At 71.1% G+C, this 21,912-nt stretch carries 20 protein-coding genes; 13 read left to right on the top strand and 7 right to left on the bottom strand.

Annotated features, from left to right (window positions below; translation table 11 throughout):
- Positions 1-25 precede the first annotated feature (25 nt).
- The 9 genes from ACFW6B_RS13770 (at position 26) to pssA (ending at position 10,949) form a co-directional block, all read left to right on the top strand.
- A complete protein-coding gene (locus ACFW6B_RS13770; RefSeq protein WP_386595390.1) occupies positions 26-1,831 on the top strand; it encodes a 3-hydroxyacyl-CoA dehydrogenase family protein in 1,806 nt (601 codons plus the stop codon).
- Positions 1,832-1,967: 136 nt separating this feature from the next.
- Complete coding sequence (locus ACFW6B_RS13765) at positions 1,968-2,780, top strand: TetR family transcriptional regulator (protein WP_386595389.1); 813 nt, start codon at positions 1,968-1,970, stop codon at positions 2,778-2,780.
- A 432-nt stretch (positions 2,781-3,212) separates the two neighbouring features.
- Positions 3,213-4,550 (top strand): crotonyl-CoA carboxylase/reductase, encoded by a 1,338-nt coding sequence (ccrA, locus tag ACFW6B_RS13760; RefSeq protein WP_386595387.1) that lies wholly within the window; start codon positions 3,213-3,215, stop codon positions 4,548-4,550.
- 9 nt (positions 4,551-4,559) lie between these two features.
- Positions 4,560-6,587, top strand: coding sequence for a protein meaA (locus ACFW6B_RS13755; protein WP_386595385.1), 2,028 nt, complete (start codon positions 4,560-4,562; stop codon positions 6,585-6,587).
- Entirely contained in the window at positions 6,584-7,549 is a 966-nt protein-coding gene (locus tag ACFW6B_RS13750; protein ID WP_386595383.1) for an HpcH/HpaI aldolase/citrate lyase family protein, read from the top strand. Before ACFW6B_RS13755 ends, ACFW6B_RS13750 begins: the two co-directional genes overlap by 4 nt.
- Positions 7,550-7,554: 5 nt before the next feature.
- Entirely contained in the window at positions 7,555-8,082 is a 528-nt protein-coding gene (locus tag ACFW6B_RS13745; RefSeq protein WP_386595380.1) for a MaoC family dehydratase, read from the top strand.
- Between the two features lie 2 nt (positions 8,083-8,084).
- The gene (locus ACFW6B_RS13740; protein ID WP_386595378.1) at positions 8,085-9,290 is read left to right on the top strand and encodes an acyl-CoA dehydrogenase family protein; all 1,206 of its coding nucleotides are present in this window, start codon (positions 8,085-8,087) and stop codon (positions 9,288-9,290) included.
- A gap of 170 nt (positions 9,291-9,460) precedes the next feature.
- The gene (locus ACFW6B_RS13735) at positions 9,461-10,108 is read left to right on the top strand and encodes a phosphatidylserine decarboxylase (RefSeq protein ID WP_386595376.1); all 648 of its coding nucleotides are present in this window, start codon (positions 9,461-9,463) and stop codon (positions 10,106-10,108) included.
- 58 nt (positions 10,109-10,166) lie between these two features.
- Positions 10,167-10,949: a CDP-diacylglycerol--serine O-phosphatidyltransferase gene (gene pssA / locus ACFW6B_RS13730; RefSeq protein ID WP_386595664.1), complete on the top strand. Its 783-nt coding sequence runs from the start codon at positions 10,167-10,169 to the stop codon at positions 10,947-10,949.
- 137 nt (positions 10,950-11,086) lie between these two features.
- On the opposite strand, the gene ACFW6B_RS13725 is transcribed toward pssA, so the two are convergent.
- The 5 genes from ACFW6B_RS13725 to ACFW6B_RS13705 all read right to left on the bottom strand — a co-directional run bounded on the left by ACFW6B_RS13725 (position 11,087) and on the right by ACFW6B_RS13705 (position 16,090).
- Positions 11,087-12,349, bottom strand: coding sequence for an ABC transporter substrate-binding protein (locus ACFW6B_RS13725; RefSeq protein ID WP_386595374.1), 1,263 nt, complete (start codon positions 12,347-12,349; stop codon positions 11,087-11,089).
- Complete coding sequence (locus ACFW6B_RS13720; protein ID WP_386595372.1) at positions 12,346-13,503, bottom strand: branched-chain amino acid ABC transporter permease; 1,158 nt, start codon at positions 13,501-13,503, stop codon at positions 12,346-12,348. The genes ACFW6B_RS13725 and ACFW6B_RS13720 overlap by 4 nt, the downstream gene beginning before the upstream one ends.
- On the bottom strand, positions 13,496-14,386 hold the full coding sequence (locus tag ACFW6B_RS13715; RefSeq protein ID WP_386595370.1) for a branched-chain amino acid ABC transporter permease: 891 nt from the start codon (positions 14,384-14,386) through the stop codon (positions 13,496-13,498). Before ACFW6B_RS13715 ends, ACFW6B_RS13720 begins: the two co-directional genes overlap by 8 nt.
- Positions 14,383-15,144 (bottom strand): ABC transporter ATP-binding protein, encoded by a 762-nt coding sequence (locus ACFW6B_RS13710; protein WP_386595662.1) that lies wholly within the window; start codon positions 15,142-15,144, stop codon positions 14,383-14,385. The genes ACFW6B_RS13715 and ACFW6B_RS13710 overlap by 4 nt, the downstream gene beginning before the upstream one ends.
- A gap of 139 nt (positions 15,145-15,283) precedes the next feature.
- Entirely contained in the window at positions 15,284-16,090 is an 807-nt protein-coding gene (locus ACFW6B_RS13705) for an ABC transporter ATP-binding protein (protein WP_386595368.1), read from the bottom strand.
- 180 nt (positions 16,091-16,270) lie between these two features.
- Here ACFW6B_RS13705 and ACFW6B_RS13700 point away from each other — a divergent pair, with 180 nt between their 5' ends.
- Entirely contained in the window at positions 16,271-17,500 is a 1,230-nt protein-coding gene (locus ACFW6B_RS13700) for a PucR family transcriptional regulator (protein WP_386595366.1), read from the top strand.
- 298 nt (positions 17,501-17,798) lie between these two features.
- Here the strand turns inward: ACFW6B_RS13700 and ACFW6B_RS13695 are convergent, their stop codons facing one another.
- The gene (locus ACFW6B_RS13695) at positions 17,799-18,917 is read right to left on the bottom strand and encodes a glycerate kinase (RefSeq protein WP_386595659.1); all 1,119 of its coding nucleotides are present in this window, start codon (positions 18,915-18,917) and stop codon (positions 17,799-17,801) included.
- 167 nt (positions 18,918-19,084) lie between these two features.
- Here ACFW6B_RS13695 and ACFW6B_RS13690 point away from each other — a divergent pair, with 167 nt between their 5' ends.
- The gene (locus ACFW6B_RS13690; protein WP_386595364.1) at positions 19,085-20,152 is read left to right on the top strand and encodes an ADP-ribosylglycohydrolase family protein; all 1,068 of its coding nucleotides are present in this window, start codon (positions 19,085-19,087) and stop codon (positions 20,150-20,152) included.
- 38 nt (positions 20,153-20,190) lie between these two features.
- Entirely contained in the window at positions 20,191-20,682 is a 492-nt protein-coding gene (locus ACFW6B_RS13685; RefSeq protein WP_386595362.1) for an NUDIX domain-containing protein, read from the top strand.
- A 116-nt stretch (positions 20,683-20,798) separates the two neighbouring features.
- Here the strand turns inward: ACFW6B_RS13685 and ACFW6B_RS13680 are convergent, their stop codons facing one another.
- The gene (locus ACFW6B_RS13680; protein WP_386595360.1) at positions 20,799-21,080 is read right to left on the bottom strand and encodes an SHOCT domain-containing protein; all 282 of its coding nucleotides are present in this window, start codon (positions 21,078-21,080) and stop codon (positions 20,799-20,801) included.
- Between the two features lie 264 nt (positions 21,081-21,344).
- Between ACFW6B_RS13680 and ACFW6B_RS13675 the strand changes: the two genes are divergently transcribed.
- Positions 21,345-21,776 carry a hypothetical protein gene (locus ACFW6B_RS13675; RefSeq protein ID WP_386595358.1) on the top strand — a complete coding sequence of 144 codons (432 nt, stop codon included), beginning with the start codon at positions 21,345-21,347 and terminating at the stop codon, positions 21,774-21,776.
- Positions 21,777-21,912 lie beyond the last annotated feature (136 nt).

The following is a 21,912-nucleotide window of genomic DNA, read 5'->3' as shown; positions in this document are numbered from 1 at the left end:
CGTCACCTCTTCCAGGAGTCCCGCGATGGCCACTCCCCTGTCCGACACCCCTCTGTCCCCGTTGAAGACCGTCGCCGTCGTCGGCCTCGGCACCATGGGCACCGGCATCGCCGAGGTCCTGGTCCGGGCCGGCCGTGACGTGATCGGCATCGACGTCAGCGAAGCCGCGGCCGTCCAGGCCGTGTCCACCCTCGAAGCCTCCACCGCCCGCGCCGTGCGACGCGGGCACCTCAGCGAGCCGGAGCGCACCGACGCCCTCGCCCGCTTCCGCACCTTCACCGACCTCGCGGCCGCCGCCGACGCCGACCTCGTCATCGAGGTGACCCCGGAGTCGTACGACATCAAGCAGCAGGTCTTCCGGGCGCTCGACGGCATCGTGCGCCGCGAGGCGATCCTCGCGACGGGCACCAACGCCCTGTCCGTGACGCGTCTGGCCGCCGACTCGGCCCACCCCGAGCGCGTGCTCGGCCTGCACTTCTTCAACCCGGCGCCCGCGATGAAGCTCGTCGAGGTCGTCTCCTCGGTGCTGACCGCGCCGACGGCCGTGTCCGCGGTCACCGACCTGGCGCTGGAGCTCGGGAAGGAGCCCGTCGCGGTGGGCGACCGTCCCGGTTTCGTCGCCGACGGGCTGCTCTTCGGCTACCTCAACCAGGCGGCCGCGATGTACGAGGCGAAGTACGCCTCCCGCGAGGACATCGACGCGGCGATGAAGCTCGGCTGCGGACTGCCCATGGGCCCGCTCGCGCTGCTCGACCTGATCGGCGTGGACACGGCGCGGACCGTCCTGGAGGCGATGTACTCCGAGTCGCGCGACCGGCTGCACGCCCCCGCGCCCATCCTCAAGCAGCTCAGCGAGGCGGGCCTGACCGGGCGCAAGTCCGGCCGCGGCTTCTACTCGTACGAGGCCCCCGGCAGCGACGCCGTCGTGCGGGACGCGCTGACGCCGCTGGAGGGCGCCGTCCTGGCGGAGGGGCGCACGGTCCGCTCGGTGGGTGTCGCGGGCTCGGGCACGATGGCCTCCGGGATCGCCGAGGTCTTCGCCAAGGCCGGCTACGAGGTCGTGCTCGCCGCCCGTACGGATGAGAAGGCCCAGACCGCGAAGGCCCGCATCGGCAAGTCGCTCTCCCGTTCCGTCGACAAGGGCCGGATGACGGCCGAGGCGGCGGCGCGGACCCTGGAGCTGATCACGCCGACCGGCAGCTACGACGACTTCGCCGACGTGGACCTGGCGCTGGAGGCGGTCGCCGAGGACCTGGACATCAAGCAGCAGCTCTTCGCCACGTTCGACAAGGTCTGCAAGCCCGGGGCGATCCTCGCCACCACCACCTCCTCGCTGCCCGTCGTCGCCTGCGCCCGCGCCACCTCGCGCCCGCAGGACGTCATCGGCATGCACTTCTTCAACCCGGCCCCGGCGATGAAGCTCGTCGAGGTCGTGCGGACCGTGCTGACCGCGGACGACGTGCACGCCACCGTGCGCGAGGTCTGCGCGAAGATCCGCAAGCACCCGGTGGACTGCGGCGACCGGGCCGGCTTCATCGTGAACGCGCTGTTGTTCCCGTACCTGAACAACGCGATCAAGATGGTGCAGGAGCACTACGCCTCGCTGGACGACATCGACGCAGCGATGAAGCTGGGCGGCGGTTACCCGATGGGACCCTTCGAGCTGCTCGACGTGGTCGGGCTCGATGTCTCGCTGGCCATCGAGAAGGTCCTGCACCGCGAGTTCCGGGACCCGGGACTCGCCCCCGCACCGCTCCTGGAGCACCTGGTGGCCGCGGGCTGCCTCGGCCGCAAGACGGGCCGCGGCTTCCGCGAATATGCCCGCCGCTGAGGGTCCGGGCGACCGGCTCGCGGCCGACGCGGACTGGGGCGGACTGCTGGGCCCCGCCGGACACCCCCCGCCCTTCTGGGGCGGGGGGATCCCCGGACATGCGCGCTCCCCTGCATACATGCAGTACGTTCGGGGCATGTCCCAGCCCGCCAGGTCCTCACGTACACCAGCCACGCCCGACGCGCCGGAGAGCGCCGCGGGCAGTCGCGCGGCGGCCCAACGCCTCAAGATGCGCCGGGAACTGGCGGCCGCGGCCATGGAGCTGTTCGCCGCCAAGGGGTACGAGGCGACCACCGTCGACGAGATCGCGGCCCAGGCCGGAGTGGCCCGCCGGACGTTCTTCCGCCACTTCCGCTCCAAGGAAGAGGCGATCTTCCCCGATCACGACGACACCCTGATCCGGGCCGAGGCGGTGCTGAACGCGGCACCCCCTCACGAGCACCCTCTCGACACCGTGTGCCGCGGCATCAAGGAAGTCATGAAGATGTACGCGGCCCAGCCGGAGATCTCCGTCTCGCGCTACAGGCTGACGCGCGAGGTGCCGACGCTGCGCGAGGCCGAGATCGCCTCGGTGGCCCGCTACGAGCGGCTCTTCACCCGCTACCTCCTCGGCCACTTCGACGAGCACGCCCACGACGACGACGCCAACGACGACCCGCTGCTCGCCGAGGTGGCCGCGTCGGCCGTGGTCACGGCCCACAACCACGTCCTGCGGCGGTGGCTGCGGGCCGACGGCCAGGGCGACGTGGAGTCCCAGCTCGACCACGCCTTCGCGATCGTCCGCAAGACCTTCGGCACCGGGATCGGCGCGGGACGGGAGACCGCGCCGCGGCCGGCGCCGGCTTCCTCGTTCACCGAGGGGGACGTCCTGGTGACCGTCGCCCGTGTGGACGCCCCGCTGGACCAGGTGATGCGCACCATCGAACAGGCCCTCAAGGAGCGGCCGTAACGGCCCGCGTCCCCAGGACGGTCCATTTCTTCCGACCATGCGCCGGACACGCTCACTTCGAGCGCGTCCGGCGTTTTTTGTGCCCTGGTTTGAGCGTTTTGCGATCTGATCTGATCGATCATCGCTCACGTGTTACGTAAAGATTTCACCTGAGCGCAACTTCTGGCACTCCGTGCCTTGTCAGGTGACACGGCGTGCCATACGTTGAAGGAGTCCGGGCGGCCGGCGTGCAGAGACCATGCGTACGCCGGCTGTCCCCGCAAGCCCCATGGCCTGCGCGCCCGGACGCCTGCGTCACAGGCAACCTCCTGCGCCAACCACAGCGCTGCCACAGCACCACCTTCGCCGAACCGACGGCACACCCCTCAGCAGCAGCACCGACGTACCCCTCAGCGTTTCTCCCTCGGAACGCGCATCGCCGGAGGCAACACCGTGAAGGAAATCCTGGACGCGATCCAGTCGCAGACGGCCACGGCCGACGACTTCGCCGCTCTCCCGCTCCCCGAGTCCTACCGCGCGATCACCGTGCACAAGGACGAGGCGGAGATGTTCGCCGGGCTCAACAGCCGCGACAAGGACCCCCGCAAGTCGATCCACCTGGACGACGTTCCGCTGCCGGAGCTCGGCCCGGGCGAGGCCCTGGTCGCCGTGATGGCGTCCTCCGTGAACTACAACTCGGTCTGGACGTCGATCTTCGAGCCGGTGTCCACCTTCAACTTCCTGGAGCGCTACGGGCGGCTGAGCGAGCTCAGCAAGCGCCACGACCTGCCGTACCACATCATCGGTTCGGACCTCGCGGGCGTCGTCCTGCGCACCGGCCCTGGCGTGAACTCCTGGAAGCCCGGCGACGAGGTCGTCGCGCACTGCCTGTCCGTCGAGCTGGAGTCCTCCGACGGCCACAACGACACGATGCTCGACCCCGAGCAGCGCATCTGGGGCTTCGAGACCAACTTCGGCGGCCTCGCCGAGATCGCGCTCGTCAAGTCCAACCAGCTCATGCCGAAGCCCGACCACCTGAGCTGGGAGGAGGCCGCCGCCCCCGGCCTGGTGAACTCCACCGCCTACCGGCAGCTCGTCTCCCGCAACGGCGCCGGCATGAAGCAGGGCGACAACGTCCTGATCTGGGGCGCGAGCGGCGGACTCGGCTCGTACGCCACGCAGTTCGCGCTCGCCGGCGGCGCCAACCCGATCTGCGTCGTCTCCAGCGAGCAGAAGGCGGACATCTGCCGCTCGATGGGCGCCGAGGCGATCATCGACCGCAGTGCCGAGGGCTACAAGTTCTGGAAGGACGAGACCACCCAGGACCCGAAGGAGTGGAAGCGCTTCGGCAAGCGCATCCGCGAGTTCACCGGCGGCGAGGACATCGACATCGTCTTCGAGCACCCCGGCCGCGAGACCTTCGGCGCCTCGGTCTACGTCACCCGCAAGGGCGGCACCATCACCACCTGCGCCTCGACCTCGGGCTACATGCACGAGTACGACAACCGCTACCTGTGGATGTCGCTGAAGCGGATCATCGGCTCGCACTTCGCGAACTACCGCGAGGCCTGGGAGGCCAACCGGCTCATCGCCAAGGGCAAGATCCACCCGACGCTCTCCAAGGTCTACTCCCTGGAGGAGACCGGGCAGGCCGCCTACGACGTGCACCGCAACCTCCACCAGGGCAAGGTCGGCGTCCTCGCGCTGGCGCCCGAGGAGGGCCTGGGAGTCCGCGACCACGAGAAGCGCGCCCAGCACATCGACGCCATCAACCGCTTCCGGAACGTCTGAGGTCCACCCATGACAGAGCGCCAGAAGGACCGGCCGTGGCTCATGCGCACGTACGCCGGCCACTCCACGGCCGAGGCGTCCAACGAGTTGTACCGGCGTAACCTCGCCAAGGGGCAGACAGGGCTCTCCGTGGCCTTCGACCTGCCCACGCAGACCGGCTACGACCCCGACCACGTCCTCGCCCGCGGCGAGGTCGGCCGGGTCGGCGTGCCGGTCTCGCACCTCGGTGACATGCGCCGGCTGTTCCAGGACATCCCCCTGGAGCAGATGAACACCTCGATGACCATCAACGCCACCGCCATGTGGCTGCTGGCGCTCTATCAGGTCGTCGCCGAGGAGCAGGGTGCGGACATCACCAAGCTCCAGGGCACGACCCAGAACGACATCGTGAAGGAGTACCTCTCGCGGGGGACGCACGTCTTCCCGCCGGGGCCCTCCCTCCGTCTGACGACGGACATGATCACGTACACGGTCAACCACATCCCCAAGTGGAACCCGATCAACATCTGCAGCTACCACCTGCAGGAGGCGGGCGCCACGCCGGTCCAGGAGATCGCGTACGCGATGTCCACCGCGATCGCCGTCCTGGACGCGGTGTTCGCGTCCGGGCAGATCTCCGAGAACCGCAAGGGCGATGTCGTGGCCCGCATCTCCTTCTTCGTGAACGCGGGCGTCCGCTTCATCGAGGAGATGTGCAAGATGCGGGCGTTCGGGCGGATCTGGGACAAGATCACGTGCGAGCGGTACGGCATCGAGGACCCCAAGCAGCGGCGCTTCCGGTACGGCGTCCAGGTCAACTCCCTCGGTCTGACCGAGGCGCAGCCGGAGAACAACGTCCAGCGGATCGTCCTGGAGATGCTGGCCGTCACCCTGTCCAAGGACGCTCGCGCGCGTGCCGTGCAGCTGCCCGCCTGGAACGAGGCGCTGGGCCTGCCCCGCCCGTGGGACCAGCAGTGGTCGCTGCGCATCCAGCAGGTGCTGGCGCACGAGAGCGACCTGCTGGAGTACGAGGACATCTTCGAGGGCTCGCACGTGGTCGAGGCCAAGGTGACCGCCCTCGTCGAGGAGTCGCTGGCCGAGATCGCGCGGATCGAGGAGATGGGCGGCGCGATGGCCGCCGTCGAGTCCGGCTACCTCAAGTCGCAGCTCGTCTCCTCGCACGCCGAGCGCCGGGCCCGTATCGAGGGCGGCACCGACAAGATCGTCGGCGTCAACGTCTTCGAGTCGACCGAGCCGAACCCGCTCACGGCGGACCTCGACGCGGCGATCATGACGGTCGACCCCTCGGTCGAGGCCCAGGCGATCTCCGCGCTCGGGACCTGGCGCGACACGCGGTACCAGCCCCCCTTCAACCACCCGCGTCCGTGCAAGGCGCTGGAGCGGCTGAAGGAGGCCGCGAAGGGCACCGGCAACCTCATGGAGGCCACCCTGGAGTGCGCCCGCGCCGGTGTCACCACCGGCGAGTGGGCCGGGGCCCTGCGCGAGGTGTTCGGCGAGTTCCGCGCCCCGACCGGTGTCTCCTCGGCGCCCGTCGCGGTCACCGCGGAGGAGGGCACCGCGCTCGCCCTGGTGCGCCGCAAGGTGGAGCTGACCGCCAAGGACCTCGGCGCCGGCAACCTCCGTTTCCTGGTGGGCAAGCCGGGCCTGGACGGGCACTCCAACGGCGCCGAGCAGATCGCCGTGCGGGCCCGTGACGCCGGCTTCGAGGTGGTCTACCAGGGCATCCGGCTCACCCCCGAGCAGATCGTGGACGCGGCCGTGGCCGAGGACGTGCACGCCGTGGGCCTGTCGATCCTGTCCGGCTCGCACGCCCAGCTCGTCCCGGACGTCCTGGAGAAGCTGCGCACGGCCGGCGCGGGCGACATCCCGGTGATCGCGGGCGGGATCATCCCGAACGCGGACGCCGATCAGCTGCGGGCCGCGGGAGTGGCCGCGGTCTTCACACCGAAGGACTTCGACATCACCGGAATCATCGGCCGTATCGTCGACGAGATCCGGAAAGCGAACAAGCTCGACCCCCTGGAGGTCCCCGCATGACCACGCCCGTGAACCGTCTGCGTCCCAGGCGTTCCTGTCTCGCCGTGCCGGGCAGCAACCCGCGCTTCCTGGAGAAGGCCCAGGGGCTGCCCGCGGACCAGGTCTTCCTCGACCTGGAGGACGCGTGCGCGCCGCTGGCCAAGCCCGACGCCCGGCACACCATCGTCAAGTTCCTCAACGAGGGCGACTGGACCGGCAAGACCCGGGTCGTGCGCGTCAACGACTGGACGACCGAGTGGACGTACCGCGACGTCGTCACGGTCGTCGAGGGCGCGGGCCAGAACCTCGACTGCATCATGCTGCCGAAGGTGCAGACGGCCGAGCAGGTCGTCGCCCTCGACCTGCTGCTGACGCAGATCGAGAAGACGATGGGCTTCGAGGTCGGCAAGATCGGCATCGAGGCGCAGATCGAGAACGCCCAGGGCCTGAACAACGTCAACGCGATCGCCACCGCCTCGCAGCGCGTGGAGACGATCATCTTCGGCCCGGCCGACTTCATGGCGTCGATCAACATGAAGTCGCTGGTCGTGGGCGAGCAGCCGCCCGGCTACCCGGCGGACGCCTACCACTACATCCTGATGAAGATCCTGATGGCCGCCCGTGCCAACAACCTCCAGGCGATCGACGGCCCCTACCTCCAGATCCGCAACATCGACGGCTACAAGGCGGTGGCCCAGCGCGCCGCCGCGCTCGGCTTCGACGGCAAGTGGGTGCTGCACCCGGGCCAGGTGGAGGCCTCGAACGAGATCTTCTCCCCCTCGCAGGAGGACTTCGACCACGCCGAGCTGATCCTGGACGCGTACGACTACTACACGTCCGAGGCCGGCGGCAAGAAGGGCTCCGCGATGCTCGGCGACGAGATGATCGACGAGGCCAGCCGCAAGATGGCGCTCGTCATCTCGGGCAAGGGCCGGGCCGCCGGCATGCAGCGCACCACCTCGTTCGAAGCCCCGGAGGCCTGAGCACCATGCAGTTCGGACGCACCTACGAAGAGTTCGAGGTCGGGGCGGTCTACAAGCACTGGCCCGGGAAGACGGTCACGGAGTACGACGACCACCTCTTCTGCCTGCTGACCATGAACCACCACCCGCTCCACATGGACAGCAACTATGCGGAGAAGACGACCGATTTCGGCAGGAACGTCGTCGTCGGGAACTACATCTACTCGCTGCTGCTCGGCATGTCCGTGCCGGACGTCTCCGGCAAGGCGATCGCCAACCTGGAGATCGAGTCGCTGAGGCACGTGGCGCCGACCTTCCACGGCGACACGATCTACGGCGAGACCACGGTCCTCGACAAGACGCCCTCCCGGTCCAAGTCGGACCGCGGGATCGTCTACGTGGAGACCAAGGGCTACAAGCAGGACGGCACGCTGGTCTGCGTGTTCCGCCGCAAGGTGATGGTCCCCACCGAGACGTACATCAAGGAGCGCGGCGGCGAGCAGCCCGGCCGGCCCGAACTCACCGCCCCGGCGGAGAAGAAGACGGAGAAGTAGTCATGGCGCGACTCGCCCAGACCGCCGGTCTGACCGACGTCCAGCAGGAGATCCTCTCCACGGTCCGCGATTTCGTGGACAAGGAGATCATCCCGGTCGCCACCGAGCTGGAGCACCGCGACGAGTACCCGCAAGCGATCGTCGACGGGCTCAAGGAGCTGGGTCTGTTCGGTCTGATGATCCCCGAGGAGTACGGGGGCCTGGGCGAGTCGCTCCTCACCTACGCGCTGTGCGTCGAGGAGATCGCCCGCGGCTGGATGTCGGTCTCCGGCATCATCAACACCCACTTCATCGTGGCGTACATGCTCAAGCAGCACGGGACCCAGGAGCAGAAGGAGTACTTCCTGCCCCGCATGGCCCTCGGTGAGGTGCGCGGTGCCTTCTCGATGTCGGAGCCGGGGCTCGGCTCGGACGTGTCGGCGATCACGTCCAAGGCGGTCAAGGACGGCGACGAGTACGTCCTGAACGGCCAGAAGATGTGGCTGACGAACGGCGGATCCTCGACCCTGGTGGCCGTTCTCGTCAGAAGTGACGAAGGACACCCCGAGGGCACGGCGCCCCACAAGTCGATGACGACCTTCCTCGTGGAGAAGGAGCCGGGCTTCGGTGAGGTCCGCCCCGGTCTGACCATCCCCGGGAAGATCGACAAGATGGGTTACAAGGGGGTCGACACCACCGAACTCATCATGGACGGACTGCGCATTCCGGCCAATCGGGTCCTCGGGGGCACCACCGGCCGAGGGTTTTACCAAATGATGGACGGAGTCGAGGTCGGCCGCGTCAACGTCGCGGCCCGTGGCTGCGGCGTCGCACAGCGTGCGTTCGAGCTCGGTGTCTCGTACGCCCAGCAACGTCACACTTTCGGCAAGGCGATCGCCCAGCACCAGGCGATCCAGTTCAAGCTGGCCGAGATGGCTACCAAGGTCGAGGCCGCTCATGCAATGATGGTGAACGCAGCTCGCAAAAAGGACTCCGGGGAACGAAACGACCTCGAAGCAGGGATGGCGAAGTACCTCGCCTCCGAGTACTGCAAAGAGGTCGTGGAAGATGCGTTCCGGATCCACGGCGGCTACGGCTTCTCCAAGGAGTACGAGATCGAGCGCCTCTACCGCGAGGCACCGATGCTGCTGATCGGCGAAGGTACCGCCGAGATCCAGAAAATGATCATCGGGCGCCGGCTGCTCGAAGAGTATCGACTCCAGGGCTAGATGTCCGGGTTCGGGGTGTTTTCTTTGAGAAGAGGATCACACCCCGTCAGCTCTCTTCAGCCGTCGACTCCGCATCTTGGCTTGCCCAGTTGCGGTCTGCGACCGGTACGATCGCGTGAAAGCCGCCGTCCCCCGTCCGAGCGCGGCATCATCCGCTACGAAGGTCATCCATGCCCCACAGCCAAACCTCTGCACCTCGCGGCCGGGTCCGCCTCGCGCGCGGAGCATCGCCGTGGCTTTTCCCGACCGTTGCCACCGCAGCACTCAGCCTGGCCCGTTCGCGCCGTTCCGGCGCGGCCAAGGCCGTGGCCGTACCCGCCACCGCGCTCGCGGCCGGGATGCTGTGGTTCTTCCGCGACCCCGAGCGCGAGATCACGCAGGGTCGTGTCATCTCGCCCGCCGACGGTGTGGTGCAGAGCATCATGCCGTGGAAGGACGGACGCACCCGCGTCGCGATCTTCATGAGCCCGCTCAACGTCCACGTCAACCGCGCGCCCCTCTCCGGCACGGTCACGTCGGTCGAGCACATCCCCGGTGGGTTCGTTCCGGCGTTCAACAAGGAGAGCGAGAACAACGAGCGCGTCGTCTGGCACTTCGACACCGAGCTCGGTGACATCGAGATGATCCAGATCGCCGGCGCCGTCGCCCGTCGCATCGTGCCCTACATCCCGCAGGGGACGAAGGTCGAGCAGGGCGACCGGATCGGTCTGATCCGCTTCGGCTCGCGCGTCGACATCTACCTCCCCGAGGGTGTCGAGGTCGACGTGGAGGTCGGTCAGAAGACCGTGGCTGGGGTGACTCGAATTGACCGTGATTGATCCCGAGACACAGGCCGGCTGGGCGCCGGAGGCCGACGAGGCGGACGACGAGGAGGAGATGCCCCTCTCGCTCCGCCTCTCGATAGCGGACACGCTCACCCTCGGCAACGCCACCTGCGGCTTCATGGCGGTGTACTACACCACCACGGGCATCCTGATCCCGCACCTCACGGGCAGCGACGAGTCGGGCATGGCCCACCACTCCGCCGCGACGGCCGTGATCCTCATGCTCTGCGCCGCGGTCTTCGACCTGTTCGACGGCCTGGTGGCCCGCAAGCTGCGCTCCTCCCCCATGGGCGCCGAGCTGGACAACCTGTCCGACCTGATCAGCTTCGGCCTCGCGCCGGCGTACTTCGTGCTGGTCTACGGCATGGTCGCCGACGACGCCTACCAGAAGGTGGCGGCGGTCGGAGCGATCGTGGTGCTCCTGGCCGTGGTGCTGAGGCTCGCGAGATTCTCCTGCGTCACGGTGAAGGACGGCACGTTCCAGGGCATGCCGAGCCCGTTCGGCGCGCTGACGGTGGTCTCGATCATCCTGCTCGAGCTGCCCTTCGTCGCCACGCTCATGGCGATCATGGGCACCGCCTGGCTGATGGTGAGCCGGGTCGAGTACCCCAAGCCGCGCGGCCGCCTCGCGGTGGCGATGCTCTCCTGGATCGTGCTCTCGATGGCGCTCCTGGCGGCCTGGGCGTTCGACGCTCCCGGCGGGCAGCTCCTCCTCCAGACCGGCTGCGCACTGCAGCTCGTCATGGGCGCGGTGATCCCGCTGTTCGCCACGGCCCGCCGGGTGAACAACTTCCGGGGCAACCGCCGTGAGGCACGAGCCGCCCAGCTCCCGTAACACCTCGTAACACCCCGTACGACGCGGAAGGGCCCCGAACCACTCGGTTCGGGGCCCTTCCGCTTGGGCGGAGCCCGCCTCTCCACCGCGCCCCCGCGCGGGGGCGCGGTGGAGCATGCGCCGGGCGCGCGCCGGTGTCAGGCGCCGGGTGTGTACCCCTGGGCGACGGACGACGCCTCCGCGTCACGGACGACCTTCATCCCGCCCACGGCCTTCTTGTCGGGCTGCAGGATGACGCTCTCCTTCGACGACGCCGCCTTCGGGTCGGTGAAGTCCTGGGGGATGCCGAACCCCGTGTCGAGGGCGTCGATGGTCAGCAGGGCCTTGTCGACGCCCGCACGGGTGAGGTCCTTGGCCGCGCAGGCCTTCTTCAGCGCCTCGCCGAACGCCGTCGCGGCCGTCCAGCCGGCCACCACGCCGTTGTCCAGGGAGTCCTTCGGATAGGCGGCCTTGTAGTCCGCGACCAGCTTCTTCGCCTTCGGGGTGTCCGCGCCGATCGGCAGCGAGGGGTTCGCGACGTAGTAGTTCGCCTCCAGGGCCGGGGCCGCGGCGGTGGCCAGGAGCTGCGGGGCGAACGCCGAGTTGTTGCCGATGATCGGAACGTCGAACTTGCCGGCCGCCGCGACCCCGACGAGCGAGGCCGCCTGCCGCGGGCCCGCGCTGATGACCACGGCCTTCACCCCGGCCTTCTTCAGCGCGACGACCTGGCCGGTCATGTCGTTGTCCGTCGGCTTGATCTTCTGCTCGACGACCTTGAGACCGGCCTGCTTCGCCATGTACCGGGAGCCCGTCAGGGCGTTCTCGCCGTAGTCGCCCTCGAAGTACACGTGGCCGATGCTGTCGCCCTTCTTCAGCCCCTTCTCCTTCATCAGGAAGTCGATCGCGTTGATCGTCTCGATGTCGTACGTGGCGCCGATGGGCCGGATGTAGGGGCTGCCCAGCAGGGTGGCCGACCACGCCTGCGGCAGGACCAACGCCTTGTCCTGGCCGTCGATGCGCTGCTTGACGGCGGCGACGAACGGCGAGCCGATGAACTGGGTGAAGCCCAGCACCTTCGGCGCCAGCTCCGTGTAGCCGGAGACGGCCTTCTGCGGGTCGTAGCCGTGGTCGCGGACCGTCAGGGCCAGCTTGTAGCCGCAGACACCGCCGGCGGCGTTGGTCTGCTTCACGTAGAGCTGCTGGGCCTGGGTGACGCTCTTGCCGAGGGTCGCATAGACCCCGCTCATGTCGGTGAGCACTCCGAGGCTGATCGTCTTCCCCGAGATCCCCTCGCCGGTCCTCACCCCGCCGGCCGACCCCTCGCCGTCGTCGCCGTCCTTGGCCTTGGAGCTGCATCCGGCCAGCACGAGCAGGGCGGCCAGCGCCCCTGCGGCCAGCCTCGCGGTGTGTGTCGAACTCATCGTTCCTCCCCTTCGGTGGCCCCGGGACGGGGCGTGACGCGGGCCCCGGGACGGGGCTTGACGCGCAGCCGGGCGGCCACCCTGACCAGGCCGCCCGGAAGAAAGAGCACCACCGCCACGACGGCGGCGCCGTACAGGTACCGGGCCGCCTCGCCCGGCGCGATCCCGCCCGTGCCCGGGTCGGAGACCAGGGGGAGGGTGTCGCTGTAGCGGGTCAGCACCTGGGGCAGCAGCGAGACGAACACGGCCCCGGCCACCGCCCCCGCCCACGAGCCGAGCCCACCGATGACGATCATGGCGAGGTAGTCGAGCGAGAGGGTGATCCCGAAGTAGTCGGGCACCGTGCGCTGGAAGACCAGGGCCAGCAGCACCCCGGCCAGGCCCGCGTACATCGAGGACAGGACGAAGACGCCGGCGCGGTAGCGGGCGACGGGCACGCCGAGCACCCCGGCGGCGATCCGGTGGTCGCGGATCGCGTTCATCGCCCGGCCGGGCCGGCCGCGCAGCACCCCGCGGGCGAACAGCCCGCATCCGAGGAGCAGCAGCAGCCCCACGTACCAGAGCTTCTCGGCCGAGCCGAAGGGCACGTTCGCGACGACCAGCTCGCGGTCGTCGAAGGTGAGGCCAAAGAGGCTGAGCGGCGGTACGTCGCGGCCGTTGAAGCCGCCCGTCAGGTCCCGGGCGTTGAACAGGACGTGCTGGCCGATGAAGATCAGGGCGAGCGTGGCGATGCCGAGGTAGGCGCCGCGCAGCCGCCCCGCGATCGGGCTGAACAGGCCACCGGCGACCCCGGAGAGGGCCACGGCGAGCACGGCCGCGAGCCAGGCCGGCAGGCCGAGCCCGGTGAACCCGTCGCCCCCGTCGGCGGCGAACACGCAGTAGCCGTACGCGCCGACCGCGAGGAAGAAGGCGTGCCCCATGGAGAGCTGCCCGGTCGCGCCGGTGAGGAGGTTCAGGCCGATGGCGCCGATCGCCGCGGCCATCGCGAACAGTCCGGCCTGCAACCAGAAGCGGTCGACGTAGAAGGGCAGCGCGAGCAGCAGGACGGCGCCCGCCGCCCCGCCGGCGGTCCGGGCCGCGGGCAGCCGGACCGTGCGCCGGCGGGCCGGGCCGGTCGCGCTGCCCGCTTCGTCGTGGATGAGGACCTCAGACACGGGCGAGCTCCTTCGTGCCGAACAGCCCGGCGGGCCGGATGAGCAGGATCGCGACCATGACCAGGTAGGGAGCGAGGTCGCCGAGTCCGCGTCCGAGGAAGGTGAGGTCGCTCTGGTAGCCGGTGGCCAGGGACTCGGTGACGCCGACGAGGAGTCCGCCCACCAGCGCGCCGGTCGTCGAGTCGAGGCCGCCGAGGATCGCCGCGGGGAAGGCCTTGAGCGCGGCGAGCGAGGTGGCGCGTTCCAGCCCCGGTGTCGGGAAGACGGTCAGGAACAGCGCGGCGACGGCCGCGAGCCCGCCGGCCACCGCCCACGCCCCCAGCGACACCCGGCCGAGCCGCACGCCCATCAGGGCGGCGGTCTCCGGGCTCTCGGCCGCGGCACGCATCGCCACGCCCCAGGAGGTGTACCGGAAGGCCAGCAGGAAGACCGTGATGAGCAGGGACGCGGTGACGAAGGCCGCGATCCGGGTGTGGGCGACGGTGACGGGGCCGACGGTGAGGACCGCGTCGCCCCAGGGGTCGCCGGGCACCAGGACGTCCGTGCCGATCCTGCGGGTCAGTTCGGTGGTGAGCAGGATGTCGACGCCGATGGTGACGATCGCGAGGACGCTCTGGTCGGAGCCCCGGTAGCGGCGCATCACCAGGAACTCGACGGCGGCGCCCACGGTCGCGGCGCCCGCGGCCCCGGCGAGCAGGGCGGGCCAGAAGCCGATGTCGTCGTGGAGGACCGCGGTGACGTAGCCGCCCGCCAGAAGCAGGGAGGCGTGCGCGAAGTTGACGACCTCGGTGGCCCGGAAGATGACGACGAATCCGAGGGCGACGAGGGCGTAGACGGAGCCCAACGACAGTCCGTTGAGAAGGAGTTCGGCGAAAGTACTCATGACTGGGTCTCCTCCGGTCCGGTGTGCTCGCCCAGGTAGGCGCGTACGACCGCCGGATCGTTCTGTACGTCGGCGGGGGCGCCGTCGGCGATCCGGCGCCCGAAGTCCAGTACGGTCACCGCGTCCGCGAGCCGCATCACCACCCCCATGTCGTGTTCCACGAGCACGATCGAGATGCCGAGGCTGTCGCGGACCCCCGCGACGACCGCGGCGGTACGGCGCCGTTCGTCGGCGGTCATGCCGGCGACGGGTTCGTCCAGGAGCAGGACCCGGGGTTCCATGCACAGCGCCCGGGCGAGCTCGGCGAGCTTCTGCTGTCCGTACGGCAGTGATCCGGCGGGCCGGCCGAGCTGCCGCTCCAGGCCCACGAACGCGGCGATCTCGCGGACGCGTTCGCGGTGGCGCCGGTCCTCGCGGGCCGCCGAGGGCAGCCGCAGTCCGGCGGCGAGGAACCCGGCGCGGGTCAGCCGGTGCCGGCCGAGCAGCAGGCTGTCCTCGACGGTGGCGTGCGGGGGCAGGGCGAGGTTCTGGAAGATCCGGGCCACGCCGAGCCCGGCGATCCTGTGGGGCGGCAGACCGGTGAGCTCCTGCTGTCCGAGACGGACGCTCCCGGCGGCGGGCCGGCACACGCCGGACAGCACGTTGAAACAGGTGGACTTCCCGGCGCCGTTCGGGCCGATGAGGGCGTGCACGGTGCCCGGCCGCACGCTGAAGCTCACGCCGTCGAGCGCGGTCAGTCCTGCGAAGCGGACGGTCACGTCCCTGACGTCGAGCGACGGGACGCCGGAGGGCGGGGCCGTCCGTGCGTCCGGGGAGGCCGCGGCGGTCTCCGGAGCGGCCGTGCGGGCCGCCGCGGTCCCCGCAGCGGCCGCGGTGTCGCGTTCTTCCACGGTGGGTTCACCCCTTCCAGCGGGACAGGGAGGGAACGCCCTCGGGCGTGGCCGCACCGTCGGCAGCGGCGTCCTCGTCGACCACGCCGAGATAGCGGCGGCGCACCTCGTCGGAGGCGGCGAGTTCGTCCGCGGGACCGGACAAGGTGACCTCGCCGACCTCCAGGACGTAGGCACGGGAGGCGAGGCGCAGGGCGAGGGCCGCGTTCTGTTCGACGAGCAGGACGGAGGTGCCCTGTTCGTTGATCTCCCGCACGGTGTCGGCGATCCGTGCGGCCATCAGCGGGGCGAGCCCGAGGGAGGGCTCGTCGAGCAGCAGCACCCTGGGGGCGCCCATGAGCGCCCGGCCGACGGCGAGCATCTGCTGCTCCCCGCCGGACAGCAGCCCCGCCCGCTGACCGGCGCGGTCGGCGAGGACGGGGAACAGGTCGTGCACGCGCCGCAGGGCGCGGGCCCTGCCGGCGCGGCCCCCGGTGCCGCCGAGCGCTCCGGCACGCAGGTTGTCCGCGACCGTCATGCGGCTGAACACCCGCCGCCCTTCCGGGACCTGGGACACCCCGGCGGCCACCACCCGGTCCGGCGGCAGCCGGTCCAGCGGGCGTCCGCCCAGGGTGACCGTGCCGCCGGTGACCGCTCCCCCGTGGAAGGAGAGGGTGCGGCACACCGCCCGCAGCAGCGTCGACTTGCCCGCGCCGTTGCCGCCGAGGACCGTCACCACGGTCCCCTCGGGCACCTCCAGCGACACATGACGCAGTGCGCGTACGGGGCCGTATCCGACCGACAGTTCCCGCACGAGCAGAGCGGAACCGCCCATGGCATCTCCCTTGTTCTCACCCGGTGTGGCGCTCACCTCAGCACCGGCGGACACCCCCGTCCACGGGCCGCGGCACAAACGCGGCGGGAGCCCACCGGTGGCGCCCGCCCGTTGTGCACGCGCACAACACCGCGTGTCAGGGGCCTGTGCGACCCCGCGTCGCGGTGGCATCCTCCGGCCATGGGAGGGCGCAGACCGCGGACCGGTCATGACTGGAAGCTGCTCGCGGAGTCGTGCGCGGCTCTGCTGGAACGGCTGCCCGAGCTCGTCGACGAGCACCTCAGGCAGCTCACCGAGTACTCCCCCGTCTACGGGCAGGTGCTGCCGTACGACCAGCAGTGGCGGGAGGCGGAGACCGCGATGCGCATCGGCATCAAGGCGATCTCCGCGCCGCGGGACTCACCGCGCCGCGATCTGGAGCACGCCGAGGAGGCGGGACGGCGGCGGGCCCAGCAGGGGCTGCCGCTCGAACTCCTCGTGCACGCCTACCGTGCCGCGGGCTATCTGGTGTGGGACGCGCTGGTGGAGAGCGCGGCGGGCCGTGAGCCCGAGCGGCTCGCGGTGCTCACGCGGTGCGCCACGATGGTGTGGGCGGCGGTGGACGCGCAGGCCAGGGCCGCCTCGGAGTCCTACCTCGCCACGGAACGGGAGCTGCGGCGGCGCACGGACGAGCAGTTGCAGGCCCTGCTCGACGCGCTGCTCGAGGGCCAGGAGGCGCCGGGGCTCGCGGCACGGGCGGCGGCCGGGCTCGATCTGCCCGAGCACGGACCGTACGCCGTCGTCGTGCTGCGGGCGGAGCGTCACGACGGACGGGACGCCCGTGTCCGGCCGGTGCTGGGCGCGGGGCTGCGGTTCATCTGGCGGATGCGGGCCGACTGCGAGATCGCGGTGGTGGCGCTGGACCCGGGACAGGGTCTGGACAAGGTGGCCGGGCTGCTGGACGGGCGGCGTTCGGGCCCGGGCGGCATCTCTCCCGTGGTGTCGGGTCTGGGCGAGCTGGGGCGGGCCAGGCGGTGGGCCGAACTGGCGCTGCGTACCTGTCCGCCGGACGCGACCGGTGTCGTACGCCTCGACCAGCGGATGCCGACGGCGCTCGTCGTGAGCCAGCCGGAGCTGGCGGACCGGCTGGTGTCGGACGTGTTCGGCACGTTGCTGGAGCTCGAACCCGGGGACCGGGCCGTGCTGATCGAGACGCTGGACGCGTGGCTGGCCTGCGAGGGTTCCGCGGGACGCGCGGCAGGACGTCTGTACTGCCACCGCAACACCGTCTTCAACCGCCTGCGCCGGCTGGAACAGCTCACCTCGCGCTCGCTGGCACGCCCCCGCGACCTGATCGAGATGACCCTGGCCCTGGACGCCTACCGGCTGACGGGCACCACGGCGGCCACGGGGGCGGGGCCGGGGCGGTGAGAACCCTGGCCCCTGGGCCCGGACCGTACGCACGCCGGGCAAGCCGCGGCCCCGGTGGAAAGCCGCCGGCCCCCGGCCCTCGGACCGCCGGGGCGCGCGCCCTGTGGGGACGCCGGTCGACCCCGGTGCCCGGACCGGCAGGTCGCAGGCCCGGTGGGAACGCCGTCGGCCCCGGCCCTCGGACCACCAGGACCTGGGTCCGGCAGGACCTGGGTCCGGCAGGAACACCGGTCGGCCCCGGCCCCCGGTCCTCGGACCGGGGGCCGACTGCCCTCGCGCCGTGGCCGTGGACCCGTGCTCAGACCAGGAAGTCCCGTCCGATGTCCTCCGCCACCCGCTCCAGGATCGGACCGGCGTCGGCGAGGCACCGCGCGATGTCGGGCTCGGCCCCGGTGAGGGGATAGGCCCGCCGGATGCCGGCCCTGCCGAGCGCCTCGGGCGGGAGCGCGAGGCGGCCGCAGACCGCGACGACCTCCTTGCCCTCCGCCCGGGCGGCCGCCGCGACCCCGGCGGGCGCCTTGCCGTGCAGGGTCTGCTCGTCCAGCGACCCCTCACCGGTGATCACCAGCGTGGCGCGCTCCAGCGCGGGCGCGAAGCCGAGGACGTCGAGCATCACCTCGATGCCGGGCCGGAAGCGGGCGCCGAGGACCAGGGCCCCGTAACCGACCCCACCCGCGGCACCGGCGCCGGGCGCGCCCGCGTACCCGGCGGCCCCCGGGCCGATCTCCTTCTCCAGGACGCCCGCGAAGTGGGCGAGGGCGGTGTCCAGCACCGCCACGTCGTCGGGACCGGCGCCCTTCTGGGGGCCGTAGACGGCGGGCGCGCCCTCGGGACCGGTCAGCGGGTTGTCCACGTCGCTGGCGAGGACGAGGTCGACGGCGGCGAGCCGGTCGTCGAGGCCGGACAGATCGGCGCGCTCCACGTCGGCCAGCGCCGCGCCGCCGGGAGCCACCGGCTCGCCCTCCGCGTCGAGGAAGCGCGCGCCGAGCGCGGAGAGCATGCCCGCCCCGCCGTCCGTCGTCGCGCTGCCGCCCACGCCGAAGACGACGGTGTCGGCACCGGCGTCCAGCGCGGCGCGCAGCAGTTCCCCGGTGCCGTACGTCGAGGCCGAGAGCGGCGCGAAGACGCCCCTGGGCAGCCGCTGGAGCCCGCTCGCCTCGGCCATCTCCACGACCGCGGTCCGCCCGCGCAGCGCGAACGCGGCGGTCACCTCGTGGCCCAGCGGCCCGGCGACGCGCACCTCGCGGCGCTCGAACCCGGCCGCGACCGCCGCGTCGACGGTGCCGTCGCCGCCGTCGGCCACGGGCAGCGACTCGATCTCGGCGTACGGCGCGACGCGGCGCAGTCCGGCCGTCACCCGCTCCGCGACCTGCACGGCCGTCAGCGATCCCTTGAACTTGTCCGCCGCGATGAGCACACGCGGGGTCCGGTCCACAGCAGCGTCCGCCACCTTGCACTCCCCTTGCTTCCGGGCCTCGCACACGTCAAGGCAGTCGCGCCGCTGCGACCATAACCGCAGCGGACCCCCGCCGTCATGCCCCTGCCCAGCCTGCGGGACCGCCCGGAATCGGTTAGACCGGAGCCATGACCCTTCAGGGCACCGACCTCGACGACCGCGTCCTCGGGGGCTGGCTCGGCCGGATCGCGGGCAACATGCTCGGCAAGCCGGTCGAGCAGGGCGACCACTGGACGCGGGACCGGATCGACCGCTACCTGCGGCAGGCCGGGGCCCTGCCCCTGACCGACTACCTCCCCGGGCCCGCCGACGACGGCGACGGGGGCGAGTTCGAGCTGCGGCCCGAGTGGCGCGACTGCGTGCGCGGCCGCATCCACGGCAGTTGCCGCGACGACGACGTGGACTACGCGATCCTCGGACTCGACCTGCTGGAGACGTACGGCTTCTCGTTCAGCACCGAGCAGGTCGGTGACCTGTGGCTGATGCGGCTTCCGTACCTCCAGACCTTCACGGCGGAGCGCGCCGCCTACCGCAACCTCGCCCAGGGACTCAGGCCGCCGGTGACGGCGACGTACGAGAACCCGTACCAGGAGTGGATCGGAGCGCTGATCCGCGCCGACGTCTACGGCTGGACGTCCCCGGGGCTGCCGCTGCGCGCGGCCTCCCTGGCCCGTCGTGACGCCGTCCTGTCCCACACCGGCAACGGCGTGTACGGCGCGATGTGGGCGGCGGCGCTGATCTCCGCGGCCTTCACCGCCGCCTCCGTCCGGGACGCGCTGGAGACGGCGCTCACCGTGATCCCCGCGAGCAGCCGCCTGTCCCGCACCGTGCGCCGGGTGATCGCGCTCCACGAGACCGGGCTGTCCTGGGAGGACACGCTCACCGCGTTGTCCGAGGAGACCGCGGGGATGGGCTGGATCCACACGGTCCCGAACGCGGCGGTGCTGACCGCCGGACTGCTGTACGGCGACGGCGACTTCACCCGCACCATCACGCTGACGGTCCGCGGCGGCCTGGACACCGACTCGAACGGCGCGACCGCGGGTTCCGTCGCGGGCGTCCTGTGCGGCGCGCGGGCGATTCCCCCGCAGTGGAAGGAGCCGCTGGAGGACACCGTCCGCAGCGCGGTGTTCGGCTTCGACGGGGTGCGGATCAGCGAGCTCGCGTCCCGCACGGTCGCGCTGGCCGGGGTCTGAGCCGGGGGTCCGGGGCCGGACCTGGTTACCCTTCCGGGGTGAGCACTTCGGACTACGCCGCATATATCGCCGGTCTGCCCCGTGTCCTCGCCGGGGCCGCCGCACTCTTCCGGGACGCCGAGGGGCGGGTGCTGCTCGTCGAACCGAACTACCGCGCGGGCTGGACGCTCCCGGGCGGGACCGTGGAGTCGGACAGCGGGGAGAGCCCACGGCAGGGGGCGCGCCGCGAGACGGCCGAGGAGATCGGGCTCGACGTGGAACTCGGACGGCTGCTGGCGGTCGACTGGATCCTGGGGCCGGAGCGCCCGCCCCTGGTGGCCTATCTGTACGACGGCGGGGTGCTGGACGACCAGGACCTCAAGGCGATCCGGCTGCAGGAGGAGGAGCTGCTGTCCTGGCGGATGGTGCCGCGCGCGGACGTGGCCTCCCATCTGTCGGGCGCCACGGGCCGTCGCGTCCTCACCGCGCTCGACGTCCTGGCGGAGGGCTCGGGGACGGCGGAGCTGGAGAACGGCCACCGGGTGGGCTGACGACGGCCGCCGGGCGGGCCGCCCCAGGACCTCGGACACCGGCCGGGCCCGGTCGGGGTTCCTCACCGGGATTCGTCAGGGGGCCCGACGGGGATCCTCGGCCGGGCGTGTGCGGGTCAGCCGAGGATCCGGGCCTTCTGCGCCTCGAACTCGGCTTCGGTGAGGACGCCCTGGGCCTTGAGGTCCCCCAGCTGCTTGAGCTGATCGATCTTGCTGGTCATCTCGTCGGCCGGGGCGGGGGGCGGAGGCGGGGCCTGCTGCTCCTGGTACTGGTACTGCTGCTGTGCTTCCTGCTGCGCCCATCGTCCCTGCTGACGACGTGACACGCGGTTCGAGACGGCGGTGGCCGTACCGGCCACCACGGCGGTGCGGGCGACCCCGCGGAGGAGACCTGGCACGGTGGTTTCCTTTCCGGCGCGAGTGCATACGGAACGAGCCCGAAAGGGATTCGTTCCTCGTTTCGATCCCTTGTGCGCGCCGAATTCGTCTCGGCGCACCGGGCAGGTCCATTGGAACACCGAACGGATTCCCCCGCACATCGGCCCCTTCCCACCGGGGCATTTCCCGACGATCTGCCGGTCCGTCATTCCCATGGCAAGCTGAAACGTGGGCCACCGACCGTAGCCCGGTCGGTGGCGAGGTCTACTCACGAGGAGCTCGCAATGGCTACGACGGGTATGCACCGGCAGGGAACCGCCGGCGGTTCGGGGGCGTGGGTGTCCGGCTGGACCGCCTTCGCCGGAGTCATGATGATCTTCGGAGGCGCGATGGCGGTGTTCCAGGGGATCGCCGCCATCGCCGAGGACGACGTGTTCGTCACCACCCGCAACTACGTCTACACCTTCAACCTCACGAGCTGGGGATGGATCCACCTCACCCTCGGCGTCCTGATCGTCTTCGCCGGCATCGCCGTGTTCCGCGGCATGCTGTGGGCCCGGATCGTCGGCATCACCCTGGCGGGACTGGCCATGGTCGCCAACTTCATGTGGCTGCCGTACTCCCCTGTGTGGGCCAGCGTGCTGATCGCCGTCGACGCCTTCGTCATCTGGGCACTGTGCGTCGGATCCGGCCGGGACTCAGCCCGTACCGCCTAGCCCTCCGCGACCTCCCCGGAACCTCCGGCCGGGGGGGGGGCCGCCCCCCCCGGGGGGGGGGGCGGCGCCCCGGCGGGGGGGGGGGGCCCGCCAGGGCGGGGGGGGCCGCCGCCCGCGCCCCGCCCCCCCGCGCCCC

This window comes from Streptomyces sp. NPDC058751 (genome assembly GCF_042746485.1).
Lineage (GTDB): Bacteria > Actinomycetota > Actinomycetes > Streptomycetales > Streptomycetaceae > Streptomyces.
This window is presented reverse-complemented; position numbering and strand designations above follow the sequence as displayed.

Excerpts from the sequence above, each read along its gene's own strand:
- ACFW6B_RS13770 (WP_386595390.1), top strand. The coding sequence starts at position 26 with ATGGCCACTCCCCTGTCCGACACCCCTCTGTCCCCGTTGAAGACCGTC.
- ACFW6B_RS13765 (WP_386595389.1), top strand. The coding sequence starts at position 1,968 with ATGTCCCAGCCCGCCAGGTCCTCACGTACACCAGCCACGCCCGACGCG.
- ACFW6B_RS13755 (WP_386595385.1), top strand. The coding sequence starts at position 4,560 with ATGACAGAGCGCCAGAAGGACCGGCCGTGGCTCATGCGCACGTACGCC.
- ACFW6B_RS13750 (WP_386595383.1), top strand. The coding sequence starts at position 6,584 with ATGACCACGCCCGTGAACCGTCTGCGTCCCAGGCGTTCCTGTCTCGCC.
- ACFW6B_RS13745 (WP_386595380.1), top strand. The coding sequence starts at position 7,555 with ATGCAGTTCGGACGCACCTACGAAGAGTTCGAGGTCGGGGCGGTCTAC.
- ACFW6B_RS13740 (WP_386595378.1), top strand. The coding sequence starts at position 8,085 with ATGGCGCGACTCGCCCAGACCGCCGGTCTGACCGACGTCCAGCAGGAG.
- ACFW6B_RS13735 (WP_386595376.1), top strand. The coding sequence starts at position 9,461 with ATGCCCCACAGCCAAACCTCTGCACCTCGCGGCCGGGTCCGCCTCGCG.
- pssA (WP_386595664.1), top strand. The coding sequence starts at position 10,167 with ATGCCCCTCTCGCTCCGCCTCTCGATAGCGGACACGCTCACCCTCGGC.
- ACFW6B_RS13725 (WP_386595374.1), bottom strand. The coding sequence starts at position 12,349 with ATGAGTTCGACACACACCGCGAGGCTGGCCGCAGGGGCGCTGGCCGCC.
- ACFW6B_RS13715 (WP_386595370.1), bottom strand. The coding sequence starts at position 14,386 with ATGAGTACTTTCGCCGAACTCCTTCTCAACGGACTGTCGTTGGGCTCC.
- ACFW6B_RS13705 (WP_386595368.1), bottom strand. The coding sequence starts at position 16,090 with ATGGGCGGTTCCGCTCTGCTCGTGCGGGAACTGTCGGTCGGATACGGC.
- ACFW6B_RS13700 (WP_386595366.1), top strand. The coding sequence starts at position 16,271 with ATGGGAGGGCGCAGACCGCGGACCGGTCATGACTGGAAGCTGCTCGCG.
- ACFW6B_RS13690 (WP_386595364.1), top strand. The coding sequence starts at position 19,085 with ATGACCCTTCAGGGCACCGACCTCGACGACCGCGTCCTCGGGGGCTGG.
- ACFW6B_RS13675 (WP_386595358.1), top strand. The coding sequence starts at position 21,345 with ATGGCTACGACGGGTATGCACCGGCAGGGAACCGCCGGCGGTTCGGGG.